The following is a 17,884-nucleotide window of genomic DNA, read 5'->3' on the forward strand; positions in this document are numbered from 1 at the left end:
AACAGGTTGATATTCCTGTACCACCTCTTTATCGTTTGAGCAATGGAGGGACGCAGAAGGATAGAAGAAGCGTGCGATTGGTTGTGCACGTCCAAGCAGTTAGGCTGGTAAGTAGGCAAATCCGCTTACCGCGAAGGCTGAGCTGTGATGGGGAAGCTCCTTATGGAGCGAAGTCTTCGATTCCCCGCTGCCAAGAAAAGCTTCTAGCGAGATAAAAGGTGCCTGTACCGCAAACCGACACAGGTAGGCGAGGAGAGAATCCTAAGGTGAGCGAGAGAACTCTGGTTAAGGAACTCGGCAAAATGACCCCGTAACTTCGGGAGAAGGGGTGCTTTCTTAACGGAAAGCCGCAGTGAATAGGCCCAAGCGACTGTTTAGCAAAAACACAGGTCTCTGCGAAGCCGTAAGGCGAAGTATAGGGGCTGACACCTGCCCGGTGCTGGAAGGTTAAGGAGAGGGGTTAGCGTAAGCGAAGCTCTGAACTGAAGCCCCAGTAAACGGCGGCCGTAACTATAACGGTCCTAAGGTAGCGAAATTCCTTGTCGGGTAAGTTCCGACCCGCACGAAAGGTGTAACGATTTGGGCACTGTCTCAACCAGAGACTCGGTGAAATTATAGTACCTGTGAAGATGCAGGTTACCCGCGACAGGACGGAAAGACCCCGTGGAGCTTTACTGTAGCCTGATATTGAATTTTGGTACAGCTTGTACAGGATAGGCGGGAGCCTTTGAAGCCGGAGCGCTAGCTTCGGTGGAGGCGCTGGTGGGATACCGCCCTGGCTGTATTGAAATTCTAACCTACGGGTCTTATCGACCCGGGAGACAGTGTCAGGTGGGCAGTTTGACTGGGGCGGTCGCCTCCTAAAGTGTAACGGAGGCGCCCAAAGGTTCCCTCAGAATGGTTGGAAATCATTCGTAGAGTGCAAAGGCATAAGGGAGCTTGACTGCGAGACCTACAAGTCGAGCAGGGACGAAAGTCGGGCTTAGTGATCCGGTGGTTCCGCATGGAAGGGCCATCGCTCAACGGATAAAAGCTACCCCGGGGATAACAGGCTTATCTCCCCCAAGAGTCCACATCGACGGGGAGGTTTGGCACCTCGATGTCGGCTCATCGCATCCTGGGGCTGTAGTCGGTCCCAAGGGTTGGGCTGTTCGCCCATTAAAGCGGTACGCGAGCTGGGTTCAGAACGTCGTGAGACAGTTCGGTCCCTATCCGTCGTGGGCGTAGGAAATTTGAGAGGAGCTGTCCTTAGTACGAGAGGACCGGGATGGACGCACCGCTGGTGTACCAGTTGTTCTGCCAAGGGCATCGCTGGGTAGCTATGTGCGGAAGGGATAAGTGCTGAAAGCATCTAAGCATGAAGCCCCCCTCAAGATGAGATTTCCCATAGCGTAAGCTAGTAAGATCCCTGAAAGATGATCAGGTTGATAGGTTCGAGGTGGAAGCGTGGTGACACGTGGAGCTGACGAATACTAATAGATCGAGGACTTAACCAATAAAAAAAGCGGAAGCGACTCGCTCAGAATGGAAGAGCATTGGAGTGCCTGACTATAGAAGCGTTCTTTGCTTCGGCAGGAAGGTACGAAATGATCGAAATTCTAGTCGCTGGAGCTGGATTCAATATGAAGCAAGTGTTATCTAGTTTTGAGAGAATATAAAAAAACTTGTTGACTTTTTAAGTGAATTAGGTATAATAATGATTGTCTCAAATGAATATTGTCTGGTGATGATGGCAGAGAGGTCACACCCGTTCCCATACCGAACACGGAAGTTAAGCTCTCTAGCGCCGATGGTAGTTGGGGCCTTGCCCCTGTGAGAGTAGGACGTTGCCAGGCAAATGGAGGATTAGCTCAGCTGGGAGAGCACCTGCCTTACAAGCAGGGGGTCGGCGGTTCGATCCCGTCATCCTCCACCATAATATATCGGAGGGGTAGCGAAGTGGCTAAACGCGGCGGACTGTAAATCCGCTCCTTCGGGTTCGGCAGTTCGAATCTGCCCCCCTCCACCATTTTCATTATTGGGCTATAGCCAAGCGGTAAGGCAACGGACTTTGACTCCGTCATGCGCTGGTTCGAATCCAGCTAGCCCAGCCATTTAAGAGCCATTAGCTCAGTTGGTAGAGCATCTGACTTTTAATCAGAGGGTCGAAGGTTCGAGTCCTTCATGGCTCACCATTTAAAAGAATATGCGGGTGTGGCGGAATTGGCAGACGCACCAGACTTAGGATCTGGCGCCTTTGGCGTGGGGGTTCGACTCCCTTCACCCGCACTTTTAATAAAATACTTATAACATGTCTTGCGGAAGTAGTTCAGTGGTAGAATACAACCTTGCCAAGGTTGGGGTCGCGGGTTCGACTCCCGTCTTCCGCTCCAAATATGACATGCCGGGGTGGCGGAACAGGCAGACGCACAGGACTTAAAATCCTGCGGTGGGTGACCACCGTGCGGGTTCGACTCCCGCCCTCGGCACCATATGCGCCCGTAGCTCAATTGGATAGAGCGTTTGACTACGGATCAAGAGGTTAGGGGTTCGACTCCTCTCGGGCGCGCCATTAACGGGAAGTGGCTCAGCTTGGTAGAGCACCTGGTTTGGGACCAGGGGGTCGCAGGTTCAAATCCTGTCTTCCCGATACTTAATTTGGGGCCTTAGCTCAGCTGGGAGAGCGCCTGCCTTGCACGCAGGAGGTCAGCGGTTCGATCCCGCTAGGCTCCACTTTTATTATTGTTGGAGGTATACCCAAGTCTGGCTGAAGGGATCGGTCTTGAAAACCGACAGGCGGTGAGAGCCGTGCGGGGGTTCGAATCCCTCTACCTCCTCCATTTTATTGAAATGGAATTATTCATAGTTTATAAAGACTAATATATAATATTACCTTCATGGAGGTATACCCAAGTCTGGCTGAAGGGATCGGTCTTGAAAACCGACAGGCGGCGAGAGTCGCGCGGGGGTTCGAATCCCTCTACCTCCTTATTTTAAAAATACATTGTCGCGGGGTGGAGCAGTCTGGTAGCTCGTCGGGCTCATAACCCGAAGGTCGCAGGTTCAAATCCTGTCCCCGCAACCAAATGGTCCCGTGGTGTAGTGGTTAACATGCCTGCCTGTCACGCAGGAGATCGCCGGTTCGACCCCGGTCGGGACCGCCATTACATAAGGCTCGGTAGCTCAGTCGGTAGAGCAGAGGACTGAAAATCCTCGTGTCGGCGGTTCGATTCCGTCCCGAGCCACCATTTTGAATTAGCGAGCCGGCTTAGCTCAATTGGTAGAGCAACTGACTTGTAATCAGTAGGTTGGGGGTTCAAGTCCTCTAGCCGGCATCGTTTAGGGGCATAGTTTAACGGTAGAACAGAGGTCTCCAAAACCTCCGGTGTGGGTTCGATTCCTACTGCCCCTGTTTAGAAATATGGGCCTATAGCTCAGCTGGTTAGAGCGCACGCCTGATAAGCGTGAGGTCGATGGTTCAAGTCCATTTAGGCCCATCATCATATTCCGCAGTAGCTCAGTGGTAGAGCTATCGGCTGTTAACCGATCGGTCGTAGGTTCGAGTCCTACCTGCGGAGCCATGGCCCGTTGGTCAAGTGGTTAAGACACCGCCCTTTCACGGCGGTAACACGGGTTCGAATCCCGTACGGGTCATAAAAAAGAGTCAGCATAATTGCTGACTCTTTTTTCTTATGTTACGTATACTTGTTCCTTTTACATACGATGTTGTAAATCTAAACAAATATGAAGAGAAGTATTTGAAATAAATAAAGGGAATTTGGAAAAACTATGGTATGTATTAAAAGGAGGGAACAAATAATATGCTATTTGTAAGAGATTTGATGAGTACAAATATTGTACAATGTACGCCTTTAGATAATGTGTATGAAGCAGCCGTTAAAATGAAAGAAGAAGAAATTGGTATGATCCCGGTCGTCGATAATAATCAAATTGTTGGTCTTGTTACAGATCGCGACTTAGTTGTTCGTGGAATTGCTGAGAAGCATCCAGGGTCTAATAAAATTACAAATGTGATGACCACAAATATTGTTTCAGTAGCACCTAACGATCCGGTTGAGAAGGCAACAGAGTTAATGGCAAGGCATCAAGTGAGAAGGTTGCCAGTAGTAGAGAATGGAGTACTCGTTGGAATGTTAGCATTAGGAGATTTAGCAACAGTAGAAGCAGCTGATGATCAAGCTGGTTTTGCCTTAGGTGAAATATCCGAGCATACAAAAGGATTACATGAACTTTAAGACAGTTATGTAAACTTTGATGAATAAAGAATGAGAATCAGATACATTATTCTTACAATTAGAATGCAAAGGCATTGTGAGTGTAATGTATCTGAAATAAAATTCAAAGATCATTGCTATATTTGAAAAGTTTTTTAAAATTTTTATTCTTAATTTTTATCACGATAAAAAATGATATACTAATAGATATGAGAGTTATGAGTGATTTTGAATATAGCAATATTTGTTGAGTTTTTATTATTAACAAACTTTAGCGTGTTTATATAGAAGGGAAAATTGAAAGGGGAGTTATATGAAAGCTGTGCAGGGAAATCCGAATTGGAATTTGGTTATTGATACATACGTGGAACCAAAAGATTTTGCTGATTTATTTTCTTTACTTGTACCTTGTCGTCCAAAAGGTGAAGAGAAAGAGAGAACACTTCTAGTATGGAAAGAAAAAGAGTTTTACAAAGAAGAAAATTTGATTCCATTCATTTTATATGGAATGAACAAAGCAAAAGAATTACCTCAATTTCATAAAGATGAGATTCCTACATTGGTGCGTATTGTTCGTTTATGTCAAGAGATTGGTTGGTATCAAGAAGCATATACATTTATGGTAAATCAAAGGTTAGATGAATTTGTATATACTTCAATGGAGTATGAAACGTGGGATTCCATAACACAAATTGTCGCTTTAAACTATTTAATTATTAAGTACCGTGTTGGAGAATTAAAAAGTGAAGATGTAGCGATTTGGAATAGAGTAAAATTTAATGAAAAATGTATAGAAGAATATAGAGAATTAGTATCTCATAAAGAAGTCTTAGAGTTCACATTCTTTTACCTATGTAAACAAGCAAAATCTCTTTCTAAAAAAGAATTAAATGATGACATGATGAACCTAGCAATACATTGCAATACATATTTAGGTGATTTATACACATTTGACTTATTAAGAAAATATCGCAAATGCACAGATTTTCTTTCATACTATGGACCTAATCATGCTGTTATTGCATGTCAGAGAGCTGTTATTTCTCAAATATCAGATCGACTTGATCCATTAAAAACAACACATGTTGATGATTATTTATATGTTATGAAAGAAATGATGGAACATATGACAATCGAGATTATGAACAGCTATGGACACTTTATTGGTAAGCTATTATCTTACATACCATTCTTTGAAATGATTCAAGTTCCTCAGCATGCATATTATTGTGAAGAACTCTTGCATGTATGTAAAGGAATTGAATATAAGGAAGAAATTTTACGGAATTATATTTTTATACAGTTACATGATTGTTTACCGTCATTCTTTAGAGTGTTTTTAAAGAACAAACGTTATGCAACTATTCATGACATTTTATTTTACTGGTGTGACGATGAACAGAGAATGAGTCTAGAAAAAAAATATAACTTAAGCTTCATTTATGAGAAGTATGCATGTGGCTAAAAACAAATACATAAGTAAAAGGGATCTCATGTAAATTGAGATCCCTTTTACTTAGTAGTATGAATTAGCAGCCTTGATTTTCTTATACATCAAAGAAAGTAATTTGTTTTCTCTTTCTAGATCCCTGGCTGCTTTTGTTTTTCTTGTTTCTTTTGTTTATCAGGAACATTAATATATTGGGATATAACTAGTAAGATTCCCAAGAAGAATACAGGGAATATGGAAGATAGATAAAAGCCACCATTTACTACGTTTGTTATAAAAGCACTTAAAAGAAAAAGCATAACGTAAATATGAGCAATTTTTTGTTTCAGTCGAATTTGAAATGCTTCCATCATAATTTCTAAAATAACAAAAGTAATAACAATAGATAAAAATACAATGCTTGTATTATAAATAATTAAACAACAAATTAAGCCAAAGAAGGCTATAGATTCAATCATTAATGGGATATTGCGTGGCATAGTATTTACCTAACTAAATATGGCAGTGGATCCACTGCATTCGTTTTTTCAAAATTCCATTCTCCATTATGTAATTCAAAATGAAGATGTTGTCCAAAGGAATGTCCTGTATTTCCCATATGTCCTAATAGTTGTCCAACCTGTACGTGGTCTCCTACCTTTACAGCGCGATCTTTCATATGAGCATAAACAGTTGTATACAATTTTCCATTGATCCGATGAGCAACGAAAACAACATTCCCATAGCTTGCTGAATAATAAGACTTCACAACTTTTCCTGAAGCGGCTGCATGAATAGAAACATTCCCTTGTGCAGCAATATCTACTCCATAATGCATTTGTTCCCAGCGCATATCAAATGTTGAACTAATTTTTCCTTGTGTCGGAAATTTAAAAACAGCTGGGATAGAAGGATTTGTCTTTTTATTTTGCGCCTGATTTTGGAGGATATAATGTTTGGCTACATAGCCATACGCTGTGCCGAAGCGAATTTTATACCAAGTTCCGACTGTTTCTACAACCTGAACTTGTGTACCGTTTTGTAAAGAGCCGATAATCGCACTATTCGTTCCCGCATTACTACGCACGTTTAGTTTTGGAGTAGCAACGGTATAGGTAGGAGTGTTTTGCACGGTAATTCCTTTTACTAAAGGTTTTGAACCGCTAGATACAAAGTCTTTTTGTACATATCCAATTTGTCCGTTGTGAAAAATTTTATACCAATTTCCTTGTGTTTCTTGGACTGCAACGAACTTACCATTCGGTAATACGTCAAGAATAGAAGATTCTGTATTCGGTTCAGAACGAACATTTAACGCATTTGCATGTACAATATATTGCTCGCTTCTCTTACTAGATTTTGTAAATGTAATAGCATCTTTTTTTATGTAACCGATCTGATTATGAATATTTACTTTATACCAGTCGTGAACTGTTTCAAGAATGGTAACAGGGGTGTTATAGGGGATGCTACCAATTGAATCATTGTTGACGCTTGTAGTTGGATATAAGTTTACTTTATCTACCTTCACATAGCCAGTCTTTGCTTTTGCTGTTTGCTGTGCAGCAGCTGTCTGCGTATCTACTTCTGTTACAGAAGGAAGTAAGGAAGCAATTGCGACAGTAGTTGCTGTTAAAGCTGTAGCTTTCAAGTTCATATAATCAAGGCCTCCTCTAGATGTAATACTGTACCTTTTATTATAGTATAAAGATAGAATCGAGTGGGGCTTATTCACATAAATGTAATATGAAATCAATAGAAAAATAATGTTAAATGTATAGATGTTTGCTTTTTTATAAGAAAATAGTGCAATGCCATGCGAAATCAAAAAGAGAGAATGCTTTCTTGTATCCCTCTATTTTCGGGTAGTAAGAATCCCACTTCAAGATTCGAAGAGAAACAAGGAAACTGGGAGCTCATATGCAGCGTATTTCTCATTTTATTATTAGGTGGATAATTAAGAAAATTAAAATAGTTGCTGAAGCTTGATGACGGTGTTATACTGACAATGGTAATTTTATATTGTGCTAGGAGAGTTGGTGTTGCCAACTGAGAGTAAGGCCGTGAGTCTTTGATCCTTTTATTACCTGATCTAGGTTATGCTAGCGTAGGGAAGCAATTTGGACGAAAGTATAAGTCCCCGTTTCTTTGCGCATGGAAACGGGGCTTTTTTATTTTATCTTTTTAGGCGAGAAGACACCCACCTCAAGGAACGTGCAGGGCATAGCCCAATGAGTAGGTGGGGGATGAATCGCCTTCGGATAGGGTGTGGCTTATGCCACGTTAACGATCCGACACACTTAAACCTTTACGAATAAGCTCGTAAACCGCACCTGCAAAACTCGTGATGTAATTTTCTTTTTGGTATTTTTCGATTTCTGCCACTAAATCAGCAGGAAACTTAATTAATTTTGAAATACGTTCCATACTACTTCACTTCCATTTCGGTATATACTTATGTTTGATATATAATGAGTATATACTAAAAGGAGGTGAAATCAATGTTAGTTAACAAAGTGTATAAGTTTCGTATCTATCCAAACAAGGGGCAAGAAATTCTAATTGCAAAAACAATCGGTTGTTCACGTTTTGTATTCAATCATTTTTTAGCACAACGGAATGACGCATACAAAGAGACAGGCAAAGGATTAACTTATAACACTTGCTCTTCTCAATTAACACAACTAAAGAAAGAATTAGTTTGGTTAAAAGAAGTAGACAGCACATCACTGCAATCATCACTCAAAAAACCTTGCTGATTCGTATACTCGATTCTTCAAGAAACAAAACAAAGCACCGCGTTTCAAGTCTAAAAAGAATAAAGTGCAATCCTACACGACAAAGCATACGAATGGAAATATTGCGATTGCGGGTAACAAAATCAAGTTACCTAAACTTGGATTAGTTAAGTTTGCGGTTACCAAAACAAAGACGTTAAGAATCTCAACCTACGTGAATGGGATTGTCCTTCTTGTGGCACACATCACGATCGAGATATGAATGCAAGTATCAATCTAAAAAATGAAGCAATAAGACTTCTAACCGTAGGGACTACGGGGATAGCCTAATCAATAACTAACCGTTAGGTTGGTGTTCTTAGGAATCTCCCACTTCAAACAGCTCGTAAGAGTGTTAAGTGGGGGTAGTTCAAAATTTCATAACGGATACCACTAGGGGTGCCTAATAGGCTGAGAGAGGAATGAACCTTAACCCTTATGGACCTGATCTAGGTAATACTAGCGAAGGGAAGTGGAGCAATGCATATATATTTTTTTATTTGCTGTAGCCACTTCTTATATAGGAGTGGCTTTTTATTTGGATAAAAAGATATAAAGGAAGGGGAAATATATATGAAATTTTGTGAAAGATTATTTGAAGTCGTGCAGCCTGTTTGGGAAAAAAGTCATAATCATCCTTTTGTAACGGGGATGGGAGATGGCACGTTAGAAAAGGATAAGTTCCAATATTACATCATACAAGATTATTTATACTTGCTAGATTATGCAAAAATTTATGCAATTGGTGTTGTAAAAGCAACGAATCCACAAGTTATGGCAAAATTTGCGGAACAAATTGATGGCATTTTAAATGGAGAAATGACCATTCATAAGCAGTATGCAAAGCGTCTTGGAATTTCTATAAAAGAGATCGAATCAGCGAAGCCATCAGCTAAAAATTTAGCGTACACAAACTATATGATGTCAGTATCGCAAAATGGCACACTAGCTGAGCTTATTGCAGCGCTTCTTCCGTGTATGTGGAGTTATTGGGAAATTGGAAAACGTTTAAATGATATTCCAGGAGCAAGAGATCATGAGTTCTTTGGAGAGTGGATTCAAGGATATAGTTCAGAAGAGTATGGGAATCTTTGCATTTGGTTAATCGATTTATTAAACGAACTAGCTGAAGGAAAAACAGAACAAGAATTAGCCCGCTTAGAAGAGATTTTCCTATATTCCAGCCGCTTTGAATATTTATTCTGGGATATGGCATATAGCAAGGAGATGTGGGGATTTGAAGACAAAGAGCATACTACAGTTTCATAATGTTTCCTTTCATTATGATGAAAATCCTATTATAAAGGACCTAGATGCTTCCATAAAGGAAAAAGAATTTGTTAGCATCATCGGTCCGAGTGGCTGTGGCAAAAGTACATTATTTCGCTTAATTACAGGATTAGAAGATGCAGCGGCTGGAACAATTCAACTGATGGAAACAAAGAGTCATCCTGTAGGATATATGCCACAAAAAGATATGCTCTTGCCATGGAGAACGATTATTGAAAATGCAGCTCTTCCTTTAGAATGTCAAGGAATTAAGAAAACAGAAGCTGAAAAAAGAGCGAAAGCGCTTTTAGAGCAATTTGGATTACAAGAATACGAACAAAAGTACCCAAAAGACTTGTCGGGAGGAATGCGGCAACGAGTATCGTTTATTCGAACATTACTAACAGGTGGAGATATTTTATTGTTAGATGAACCTTTTAGTGCGCTGGATGCATTAACAAAGGCAACATTGCAAGAATGGCTGTTTGAACAATGGAAACAGTGGAAAAAAACAATTTTATTTATTACACATGATGTAGAGGAGGCGCTGTTTCTTTCGAATCGAATCCTCATTGTGACAACGCAGCCAATTACAACGCTAACAGAGCGTGTTGTACCACTTGGGAAAGAACGGACAAGAAAAGACTTACACAGACCAGAAGTACTAGCGTTAAAGGATGAACTACTTAGTATGTTAAAAGGGCAGGTGCTTATATGAGGAAAATGAGAGAGCTACTGCCTGCATGTATATTAAGTGGCATATTGCTTATAAGCTGGGAAGTGGGAGCTAGAATTATAGATGAGATGTATATTTTACCAGCACCGACTGCAATTATAGTGAAAATGTGGGCGCTGCATGACATACTCTTTACGGTTCATTTACCAGCGACGTTGTATGTCGTTTTTATCGGTATAGCAATTTCTATTGTCCTTGGTGTTGGGCTTGCAATGGCAATGAATGCAAGTAAATGGATGGAAAGATCTTTTTATCCGTTACTCGTTGCCTCACAAACAATACCGATTACTGCTTTGGCTCCATTATTTGTTTTATGGTTTGGATATTCCATTTGGAGCAAAGTTGTTGTGACGGTTTTAATTACCTTTTTTCCGATTGCGGTCAATATGTACGATGGATTGCGCAGTACGAAAAAGGATTGGGAAGAGCTGTTAGTTACATACGGCGCAACGAAACAAGATATTTTTTTAAAATTAAAGTTGCCATCTGCACTTCCTTATTTTTTCTCAGCACTTAAGATCGCCGTTCCGCTTAGCGTTATCGGTGCAGCAATTGGTGAGTGGCTTGGAGCACAAGCGGGCTTAGGCTACTTTAGTAAGCGAATGATGACGCAGTTAGATGGGGCTGGGGTTTTTGCACCGATTGTCCTTTTATCATTACTTGCTATTTTGTTTGTCCTACTTGTTTCTATATTAGAAAAGAAATTCATTAGTTGGAGGAAACATTCATGAAATTATTCAAATGCATCTTTGTGTTTACTTTATTCATTGCAATGATTGCGGGATGTTCTACTGATTCAGCGTCAGATAAGCAAAAAAAGGAGAAAGAAGTTACGGTGATGCTCGATTGGTATCCAAATGCGGTGCATAGTTTTATCTATGCAGCAATCGAGAAGGGATATTTTAAAGAAGAAGGTGTAAAAGTAAATATAAAATTCCCTTCTAATCCAACTGATCCTTTAACATTACCAGCAACAGGGAAAGTGACAGTGGGCTTATATTATCAACCAGATGTAATTATTGCAAAGGCAAATGAACAAATTCCTGTGAAATCAATTGGGGCGGTTGTTCGCTCACCGTTAAACCATATTGTTTCATTAAAGTCAGCAGGTATTCAGTCACCAAAAGACTTAACGGGAAAAACAGTTGGTTATTCTGGAACACCTTTAAGTGAAGCGTATTTAAAAGCAATGGTAAAAGAAGATGGTGGGAATCCAAGCGATGTAAAAGTAGTCGATGTAGGATTTGATTTAGTACCAGCATTAATTACGAAAAAAGTAGATGCTGTCACAGGGGCATACATTAACCATGAAGTTCCTGTCATGCGTCATCAAGGTCATGAGCCAGCATACTTTAATCCAGCTGACTACGGCGTGCCAAATTATCATGAGCTTGTGTTTGTCACAGGAGAGAGAACGTTGAAAAAGGATAAGGAAGCTCTGCAAGCTTTCTTACGCGGTACGAAAAAAGGATATGAATTTATGAAAAAAAATCCAGATGAGGCTCTTAACATTTTATTAGATCATCAAGAAAAGGAAAACTTCCCGCTCATCCCCGAAGTTGAGAAGGAGAGCATGAAAATTTTATTAGAAAAAATGGAAACAAAAGATGAGCCGTTTTTATCAGATTCAAAAGGGGCATGGGAAAAACAAAATAAATGGTTGAAAGAAAAAGGAATGACAAAAGAGATTGTTCCTGCTAATGAATTATTTGAAAACATTTTAAAGTAGGCGAATGTGTATGAAAAATGAACTTCATGTCATTTCAAATGGTCAAATGACATTTGAAGAGCTGACGAATGTAGCGATGCAAATGGAGAGTGAGATTGATTATTTGCATATTCGCGAACGGGAGAAAAGTACGAAAGAGTTGTATGAAGGTGTGGAAGGTCTCTTAAAAAGAGGCTTTCCTGCATCTAAACTTGTGCTTAATGACCGAATTGATATTGCAATTTTATTAAATATTCCGCGCGTACAATTAGGATACCGTAGCGTAGATGTGAAATCTGTAAAAGAGAAATTTTCTTATTTGCATGTTGGTTATTCTGTGCATTCTTTAGAAGAAGCAATCGTAGCGTTCAAAAATGGAGCGGATTCACTTGTTTATGGGCATGTATTTCCGACAAGCTGTAAGAAAGGTGTCCCAGCAAGAGGACTAGAAGAAATTTCAGATATGGCAAGGCGGTTAACAATACCGATTACAGCTATTGGAGGAATAACACCTGAAAATACAACAGAAGTTCTTAAATCTGGTGTGAGTGGTATTGCAGTTATGTCTGGAATTGTAAGCGATCGTAATCCATACGAGAAAGCAAGATTGTATAAGGAAATAATAAGAAAGTGGGCGGAAAATCATGAGTAAGAAGTATGATGTAGCTATTATTGGCGGTGGTGTAATTGGTAGTTCAGTTGCACATTTTCTAGCAGAAAGAAGTTGCCATGTTGCAATTGTTGAGAAGCAAAGGGTTGCTTCGGAAGCATCAAAAGCAGCGGCAGGACTTCTTGGAGTACAGGCGGAATGGGATGTATATAACCCGCTCTTTGAACTTGCTAGAGAAAGCCGTGCAATATTTCCGCAACTTGCAAAGGCGTTACGAGAAAAAACGGGAATTGATATTGGATATGAAGAGAAAGGGATATATCGGATTGCTCAAAATGAAGAGGAGAAAACAAGAATACGAAATATAATGAACTGGCAACAAGAAACAGGTGAGGAATCTTATTTTCTAACAGGAGATGAGCTTCGCCAAAAGGAACCGTTTCTTTCTTCCTCCATTATCGGCGCTGTCTATTATCCCAAAGATGGTCATGTTATTGCGCCAGAACTAACGAAAGCGTTCGCACACTCTGCGGCCATTTCTGGTACTGATATATATGAACAAACAGAAGTATTTGATATTCGAGTTGAAAAAAATAGAGTGTGCGGAATTGTTACGAGCGAAGGCTTTATTTCATGTGAAAAAGTAGTCATTGCAGGTGGTTCATGGAGTACAAAACTACTTCAATATTTTCATAGAGATTGGGGTACTTATCCTGTAAAAGGGGAAGTAGTCGCAGTAAAAAGCTATAAGCCATTAGTAAGAGCTCCGATTTTCCAAGACAGATTTTACATCGCACCAAAACGTGGTGGTCGCTATGTAATTGGAGCAACAATGAAACCTCATACGTTTAACAAATCTGTACAACCAAAAAGTATCATTTCGATATTAGAACGTGCGTATTCAATTTTACCAGCTTTAAAAGATGCGGAGTGGGAAACCGCATGGGCAGGGCTTCGTCCGCAATCCAATCATGACGTTCCTTATATGGGAGAGCATGAGGAAATAAAAGGGTTATATGCTTGTACAGGTCATTACCGAAATGGTATTTTATTAAGTCCTATTTCTGGTCAATATATGGCCGATATCATAGAAGGAAAACAAACTAATCATTTGTTAGATTCATTGTTTTCAAAGTCAGTTTAGAAGGGGGATGGAAGCTTGTATTTGAAAATTAATGGTAGGCAAGTAGAGGTGCCAGAACATATTAAAACGGTAGCGGAATTGCTTACTCACTTAGAGTTGGATACAAAGATTGTTGTGGTAGAGCGAAATAAGGAGATTCTGCAAAAAGAAGACCATCAAGACACTTCCGTTTTTGATGGCGATCAAATTGAGATTGTAACTTTCGTAGGAGGCGGTTGATTATGTTAAACATTGGACCTTTCACATTCAAATCTAGACTTTTATTAGGAACAGGAAAATTTTCTGATTATGACGTGCAAAGAAAAGCAATCGAAGTATCAGAAGCGGAAATTTTAACATTTGCAGTGCGCCGGATGGATATATTTGATGCACAGCAACCGAATTTATTAGAAAAAATTGATATAAAAAACTACACATTACTTCCAAATACAGCAGGGGCAAAAACAGCTGAAGAAGCGGTTCGTATTGCAAAGTTAGCAAAAGCATCAGGTCTATGTGACATGGTAAAAGTAGAAGTGATTGGTGATGATAAAACGTTATTGCCAGATCCAGTAGAGACGTTAAAAGCATCTGAAATGCTTCTTGAAGAAGGGTTTATTGTTCTTCCTTATACATCAGATGATGTTGTATTAGCTCGCAAACTACAAGAGCTTGGTGTGCATGCGATTATGCCTGGAGCGTCACCAATTGGTTCAGGACTTGGTATTGTAAATCCATTAAATATAAGCTTTATTATTGAACAAGCAACTGTACCAGTTATTGTAGATGCAGGTGTTGGGAGTCCAGCTGATGCAGCATTTGCGATGGAATTAGGGGCAGACGGTGTGTTATTAAATACGGCTGTATCTGGTGCGAAAGATCCTATTAAAATGGCGGAAGCAATGAAACTAGGTATTCATGCAGGACGTTTAGGATTTGAAGCAGGACGTATTGCACGGAAACGCTTTGCAACAGCAAGCAGTCCTTTAGAAGGAATGAGCGTAGTTGAATAATCGATATTCTCGTCAAGAGCTATTCTCCTCAATTGGAGAAAAAGGGCAAAAAAAGATAGGGAAAAAGCATGTATTCATTATCGGTGCAGGAGCACTTGGTAGCGCCAATGCAGAAATGCTTGTAAGAGCGGGTGTGGGAAATGTAACGATTGTAGACCGCGACTATATTGATTGGAGTAATCTGCAAAGGCAGCAACTATACGCTGAAGAAGATGTGAAGAACCATCTCCCGAAAGCGATCGCGGCAAAACAGCGTTTGAAAGCGATTAATAGTAGTGTAGTGGTAAAGGCTTTTGTCAAAGATATAACCGCAGAAGAGCTAGAAGAACTTGTTACAAATGTCGATGTCATCATCGATGCGACTGATAATTTTGAAACACGCTTTATTATAAATGATATATCACAAAAATATTCAATTCCATGGATTTACGGTGCTTGTGTAGGGAGCTATGGTCTTTCTTATACCATTTTACCAGGAAAGACACCGTGTTTATCTTGCTTACTACAATCCATCCCACTTGGCGGAGCAACATGTGATACAGCAGGCATTATTTCACCTGCTGTATCGATCGTTGTTTCGCATCAAGTAACAGAAACTCTTAAACTTTTAGTAGAAGATTATAAAGCGCTTCGAGATGGTCTCGTGTCATTTGATGTATGGAAAAATGAATATTCCTGTATGAATGTACAGAAGTTGAAAAAGGATCATTGTCCATCTTGTGGTGAGAAAGCAATCTATCCATATTTAAATAAAGAGAATACGTCAAAAACGGCTGTTTTATGCGGGAGAAATACAGTTCAAATTCGTCCGCCTCATAAAGAAAAACTGGACTTTCATAGATATAAAGAACTGTTACGTGACCGCGTAGCTGATTTAACAGTGAACCCATATTTATTATCATTTCGTGCAGATGGAAAACGGCTTGTTGCTTTTCAAGACGGACGAGTTCTTGTGTATGGCACGAAAGAGATAGCAGAAGCGAAAACAATATATCATCGTTATTTTGGATAAAAGGAGTGAATGAGATGAAAGTAAATAAAGCATTAACAATTGCTGGATCTGATAGCGGTGGCGGCGCTGGAATTCAAGCGGATTTGAAAACATTCCAAGAGCTTGGTGTGTACGGGATGACGGCGATTACAGCCATTACTGCTCAAAATACACTTGGTGTTCAAGGGGTATATCCTGTTTCGCTTGAAGGAATTATAGAGCAGTTGAATTCAATTGGTGACGACTTAACACCAGATGCAGTGAAACTTGGAATGTTATTTAGTGGTGAAATTATTCAAATTGTTGCAGAGTATATTAAAAAATTTGGCTGGAATAATATTGTTCTAGATCCGGTTATGATTGCAAAAGGCGGAGCTTCACTATTACAGCAAGAAGCTGTCAATGCATTGAAAGAACATTTACTACCGATCGCCACTGTTATAACGCCAAATGTGCCAGAAGCAGAAGTGTTAACAGGTATTAAGATTCATAATATAGAAGATAGCAAAGAGGCTGCAAAAGCATTGCATACATTAGGTGTTCAGTATGTTCTTATGAAAGGTGGACATGCAGAGTATCAAGGAAGTGAAGTTATTGATTTCTTGTTCGATGGTGAGCAATTCATTGAATTTAAAAGTGAAAGAATTGCTTCAAAACAAACGCACGGTAGTGGTTGTACATTTGCCTCTGCTGTAACGGCAGGACTTGCCAAAGGATACGATATGAAAGAAGCCGTTCAAGAAGCTAAACAATTTATTAGTAGTGCAATTGCAGAGCCATTAAACATTGGCAATGGCCATGGACCAACAAACCATTTTGCATATAAACGTCAAGAAGTACGCATGTAAATATTTAAGATAAAGGTGCTAGAAAACAGGAGCTAACTGGTTCCTGTTTTTTTATGACGATTAACAACTTTTTTTAAATAATATATTAAAAAACTTTATTGATTTTCGAGGATGTTCAGAAAATCGTTCACTATTTTTAATTGTTTACAATTTCCATATTTAGGAGTATGATAGCAGCCAAAATCTGTTTTTGTAACGCTGAGTCCAATGATTTGGAGCGGAGGAACCAAATGGTGCATGGTCACTAGGGGTGAATCTTTCATGATGAAAGTAGGGCTACTCTCAAAGTCCGAATCCGACAGCTAACTTCGTAAGCGTTTTGAGAGAGGGTGGTACAATGATGGATGTATCTCTTCATCAATCTGGTTAGTATAGGAGAATATCAGCTGATTCTTTTATGCTAGGGAGGATGAAATACATGGGTGAGAAACAAGGACTAACACTCATTTGTGTAGGAGAAAAGGATAAGTTAAACAGTTTAAGAGAATTAGTATCGTTTCAAAGTGAATTGATTATTGTGGCTGCTGATGAACAAATAGCAGGAGAAGCAAGAAAGTTTGGCTTTCAAACAATTTATTGTTTTGGTAAGGAGTTGAATAGAACAAGTATTTGTACAGGCATAAAAAAGGTTATCCTGCTCGGTGACGAATTGCCGATCGTTAGTTTTTTTACGGAATGGATTCGTTTTTCGTTTCAAGCACCTATTACAATTGTGACAAGAAATAAAAAATATCCAGTCAGGCTCTATCAAACAATGGGAGCTACATTTGTCGTGTTTACAAACTGTGATAACATTTCTTTTTTATTTCTTGAATAGAGCGGAGGAAGCGGAAATGAAAGTATTATTACTTGACGATATAGCAAATCGCTGGGCAGTATCATTAGAGAGAATTCAAGAATTAGCTGCGCTAGATCCTTTTTTTCCAAGGCCGTATATGATATTGCTGTCAAAAGATAATTTATATTTAGAGAAGGATATTATTGAATATGAGCAGTTACATGCAGAATTGTCACAAGTTTATATTCGAGGGAGAAGTTTACGTGCATTTTTATGGAGTAAATAAATGATTGAGCACCTATGAAGTATAGTAAGATCGCCACTTCATAGGTGCTCTTTTCTTTTTATCCCGCCATTTTCGGGCAGCCCGATTGGTGAGGGCTCATAA

The 17,884-nt window shown here is 39.7% G+C and carries 17 protein-coding genes, 20 tRNA genes, 2 rRNA genes, 1 pseudogene and 3 riboswitches (1 of these 43 running past the window's edge); of the genes and pseudogenes, 37 read left to right on the forward strand and 3 right to left on the reverse strand.

Annotation, left to right across the window (positions count from 1 at the left end):
* The 24 genes from BCER98_RS03395 to BCER98_RS03510 form a co-directional block, all read left to right on the forward strand.
* Positions 1–1,496: ribosomal RNA gene (locus BCER98_RS03395) — 23S ribosomal RNA — on the forward strand (it extends 1,426 nt beyond the left edge of the window).
* A gap of 223 nt (positions 1,497–1,719) precedes the next feature.
* Positions 1,720–1,835, forward strand: a 5S ribosomal RNA gene (gene rrf, locus BCER98_RS03400).
* 4 nt (positions 1,836–1,839) lie between these two features.
* A tRNA-Val gene (locus BCER98_RS03405) sits at positions 1,840–1,915 on the forward strand.
* 9 nt (positions 1,916–1,924) lie between these two features.
* Positions 1,925–2,008: transfer RNA gene (locus tag BCER98_RS03410), tRNA-Tyr, on the forward strand.
* A gap of 10 nt (positions 2,009–2,018) precedes the next feature.
* Positions 2,019–2,093: transfer RNA gene (locus BCER98_RS03415), tRNA-Gln, on the forward strand.
* Positions 2,094–2,098: 5 nt separating this feature from the next.
* Positions 2,099–2,174, forward strand: a tRNA-Lys gene (locus BCER98_RS03420).
* Positions 2,175–2,187: 13 nt separating this feature from the next.
* Positions 2,188–2,268, forward strand: a tRNA-Leu gene (locus BCER98_RS03425).
* 29 nt (positions 2,269–2,297) lie between these two features.
* Positions 2,298–2,372: transfer RNA gene (locus tag BCER98_RS03430), tRNA-Gly, on the forward strand.
* A gap of 10 nt (positions 2,373–2,382) precedes the next feature.
* A tRNA-Leu gene (locus BCER98_RS03435) sits at positions 2,383–2,471 on the forward strand.
* 3 nt (positions 2,472–2,474) lie between these two features.
* Positions 2,475–2,551, forward strand: a tRNA-Arg gene (locus tag BCER98_RS03440).
* A gap of 4 nt (positions 2,552–2,555) precedes the next feature.
* A tRNA-Pro gene (locus BCER98_RS03445) sits at positions 2,556–2,629 on the forward strand.
* Between the two features lie 10 nt (positions 2,630–2,639).
* Positions 2,640–2,712, forward strand: a tRNA-Ala gene (locus BCER98_RS03450).
* Between the two features lie 14 nt (positions 2,713–2,726).
* A tRNA-Ser gene (locus BCER98_RS03455) sits at positions 2,727–2,819 on the forward strand.
* 59 nt (positions 2,820–2,878) lie between these two features.
* Positions 2,879–2,968 (forward strand) — tRNA-Ser (locus BCER98_RS03460).
* 19 nt (positions 2,969–2,987) lie between these two features.
* A tRNA-Met gene (locus BCER98_RS03465) sits at positions 2,988–3,064 on the forward strand.
* Between the two features lie 3 nt (positions 3,065–3,067).
* A tRNA-Asp gene (locus BCER98_RS03470) sits at positions 3,068–3,143 on the forward strand.
* 8 nt (positions 3,144–3,151) lie between these two features.
* Positions 3,152–3,227 (forward strand) — tRNA-Phe (locus BCER98_RS03475).
* Positions 3,228–3,241: 14 nt separating this feature from the next.
* Positions 3,242–3,314: transfer RNA gene (locus tag BCER98_RS03480), tRNA-Thr, on the forward strand.
* A 6-nt stretch (positions 3,315–3,320) separates the two neighbouring features.
* A tRNA-Trp gene (locus BCER98_RS03485) sits at positions 3,321–3,391 on the forward strand.
* An 11-nt stretch (positions 3,392–3,402) separates the two neighbouring features.
* Positions 3,403–3,476: transfer RNA gene (locus BCER98_RS03490), tRNA-Ile, on the forward strand.
* A 9-nt stretch (positions 3,477–3,485) separates the two neighbouring features.
* A tRNA-Asn gene (locus BCER98_RS03495) sits at positions 3,486–3,560 on the forward strand.
* A 1-nt stretch (position 3,561) separates the two neighbouring features.
* Positions 3,562–3,633, forward strand: a tRNA-Glu gene (locus BCER98_RS03500).
* A gap of 167 nt (positions 3,634–3,800) precedes the next feature.
* Positions 3,801–4,235, forward strand: coding sequence for a CBS domain-containing protein (locus BCER98_RS03505; RefSeq protein WP_011983711.1), 435 nt, complete (start codon positions 3,801–3,803; stop codon positions 4,233–4,235).
* Between the two features lie 292 nt (positions 4,236–4,527).
* Positions 4,528–5,679 carry a DUF3965 domain-containing protein gene (locus BCER98_RS03510; protein WP_011983712.1) on the forward strand — a complete coding sequence of 384 codons (1,152 nt, stop codon included), beginning with the start codon at positions 4,528–4,530 and terminating at the stop codon, positions 5,677–5,679.
* Positions 5,680–5,795: 116 nt separating this feature from the next.
* Here BCER98_RS03510 and BCER98_RS03515 read toward each other — a convergent pair whose 3' ends face one another.
* The 3 genes from BCER98_RS03515 to BCER98_RS22385 form a co-directional block, all read right to left on the reverse strand.
* A complete protein-coding gene (locus BCER98_RS03515) occupies positions 5,796–6,143 on the reverse strand; it encodes a hypothetical protein (RefSeq protein WP_011983713.1) in 348 nt (115 codons plus the stop codon).
* A gap of 5 nt (positions 6,144–6,148) precedes the next feature.
* Complete coding sequence (locus BCER98_RS03520; protein ID WP_011983714.1) at positions 6,149–7,300, reverse strand: SH3 domain-containing protein; 1,152 nt, start codon at positions 7,298–7,300, stop codon at positions 6,149–6,151.
* 362 nt (positions 7,301–7,662) lie between these two features.
* A riboswitch (TPP riboswitch) is annotated at positions 7,663–7,774 on the forward strand.
* A 152-nt stretch (positions 7,775–7,926) separates the two neighbouring features.
* Positions 7,927–8,070 carry a hypothetical protein gene (locus BCER98_RS22385; RefSeq protein WP_164468621.1) on the reverse strand — a complete coding sequence of 48 codons (144 nt, stop codon included), beginning with the start codon at positions 8,068–8,070 and terminating at the stop codon, positions 7,927–7,929.
* 74 nt (positions 8,071–8,144) lie between these two features.
* On the opposite strand from BCER98_RS22385, the pseudogene BCER98_RS03525 reads away from it, so the two are divergent.
* From BCER98_RS03525 to BCER98_RS03585, 13 genes and pseudogenes are all read left to right on the forward strand, one after another.
* A pseudogene (locus tag BCER98_RS03525) lies at positions 8,145–8,711 on the forward strand (RNA-guided endonuclease TnpB family protein).
* A gap of 94 nt (positions 8,712–8,805) precedes the next feature.
* Positions 8,806–8,908: riboswitch (TPP riboswitch) on the forward strand.
* 85 nt (positions 8,909–8,993) lie between these two features.
* Positions 8,994–9,689 (forward strand): thiaminase II, encoded by a 696-nt coding sequence (gene tenA, locus BCER98_RS03530; RefSeq protein WP_011983715.1) that lies wholly within the window; start codon positions 8,994–8,996, stop codon positions 9,687–9,689.
* The gene (locus BCER98_RS03535; protein ID WP_011983716.1) at positions 9,658–10,407 is read left to right on the forward strand and encodes an ABC transporter ATP-binding protein; all 750 of its coding nucleotides are present in this window, start codon (positions 9,658–9,660) and stop codon (positions 10,405–10,407) included. Before tenA ends, BCER98_RS03535 begins: the two co-directional genes overlap by 32 nt.
* Positions 10,404–11,156 carry an ABC transporter permease gene (locus tag BCER98_RS03540; RefSeq protein WP_011983717.1) on the forward strand — a complete coding sequence of 251 codons (753 nt, stop codon included), beginning with the start codon at positions 10,404–10,406 and terminating at the stop codon, positions 11,154–11,156. Before BCER98_RS03535 ends, BCER98_RS03540 begins: the two co-directional genes overlap by 4 nt.
* Complete coding sequence (locus BCER98_RS03545; RefSeq protein ID WP_011983718.1) at positions 11,153–12,154, forward strand: ABC transporter substrate-binding protein; 1,002 nt, start codon at positions 11,153–11,155, stop codon at positions 12,152–12,154. Before BCER98_RS03540 ends, BCER98_RS03545 begins: the two co-directional genes overlap by 4 nt.
* A 10-nt stretch (positions 12,155–12,164) precedes the next feature.
* Positions 12,165–12,785 carry a thiazole tautomerase TenI gene (gene tenI / locus BCER98_RS03550; protein WP_011983719.1) on the forward strand — a complete coding sequence of 207 codons (621 nt, stop codon included), beginning with the start codon at positions 12,165–12,167 and terminating at the stop codon, positions 12,783–12,785.
* Positions 12,778–13,887, forward strand: a complete 1,110-nt coding sequence (gene thiO, locus BCER98_RS03555) for a glycine oxidase ThiO (protein ID WP_011983720.1) — start codon at positions 12,778–12,780, stop codon at positions 13,885–13,887. Before tenI ends, thiO begins: the two co-directional genes overlap by 8 nt.
* Before the next feature lie 15 nt (positions 13,888–13,902).
* On the forward strand, positions 13,903–14,106 hold the full coding sequence (gene thiS, locus BCER98_RS03560; RefSeq protein WP_011983721.1) for a sulfur carrier protein ThiS: 204 nt from the start codon (positions 13,903–13,905) through the stop codon (positions 14,104–14,106).
* Positions 14,107–14,108: 2 nt separating this feature from the next.
* Positions 14,109–14,879 carry a thiazole synthase gene (locus tag BCER98_RS03565; protein ID WP_011983722.1) on the forward strand — a complete coding sequence of 257 codons (771 nt, stop codon included), beginning with the start codon at positions 14,109–14,111 and terminating at the stop codon, positions 14,877–14,879.
* A complete protein-coding gene (locus BCER98_RS03570) occupies positions 14,872–15,891 on the forward strand; it encodes a thiazole biosynthesis adenylyltransferase ThiF (protein ID WP_011983723.1) in 1,020 nt (339 codons plus the stop codon). The genes BCER98_RS03565 and BCER98_RS03570 overlap by 8 nt, the downstream gene beginning before the upstream one ends.
* Before the next feature lie 14 nt (positions 15,892–15,905).
* Positions 15,906–16,718: a bifunctional hydroxymethylpyrimidine kinase/phosphomethylpyrimidine kinase gene (gene thiD, locus BCER98_RS03575; RefSeq protein WP_011983724.1), complete on the forward strand. Its 813-nt coding sequence runs from the start codon at positions 15,906–15,908 to the stop codon at positions 16,716–16,718.
* A gap of 186 nt (positions 16,719–16,904) precedes the next feature.
* A riboswitch (cyclic di-AMP (ydaO/yuaA leader) is annotated at positions 16,905–17,051 on the forward strand.
* A gap of 85 nt (positions 17,052–17,136) precedes the next feature.
* Positions 17,137–17,535, forward strand: coding sequence for a hypothetical protein (locus tag BCER98_RS03580; RefSeq protein WP_011983725.1), 399 nt, complete (start codon positions 17,137–17,139; stop codon positions 17,533–17,535).
* Positions 17,536–17,551: 16 nt separating this feature from the next.
* Positions 17,552–17,782, forward strand: a complete 231-nt coding sequence (locus BCER98_RS03585; RefSeq protein ID WP_011983726.1) for a hypothetical protein — start codon at positions 17,552–17,554, stop codon at positions 17,780–17,782.
* Positions 17,783–17,884: the final 102 nt, after the last annotated feature.

It is taken from the genome of Bacillus cytotoxicus NVH 391-98, assembly GCF_000017425.1.
In the GTDB taxonomy this organism is placed as follows: domain Bacteria; phylum Bacillota; class Bacilli; order Bacillales; family Bacillaceae_G; genus Bacillus_A; species Bacillus_A cytotoxicus.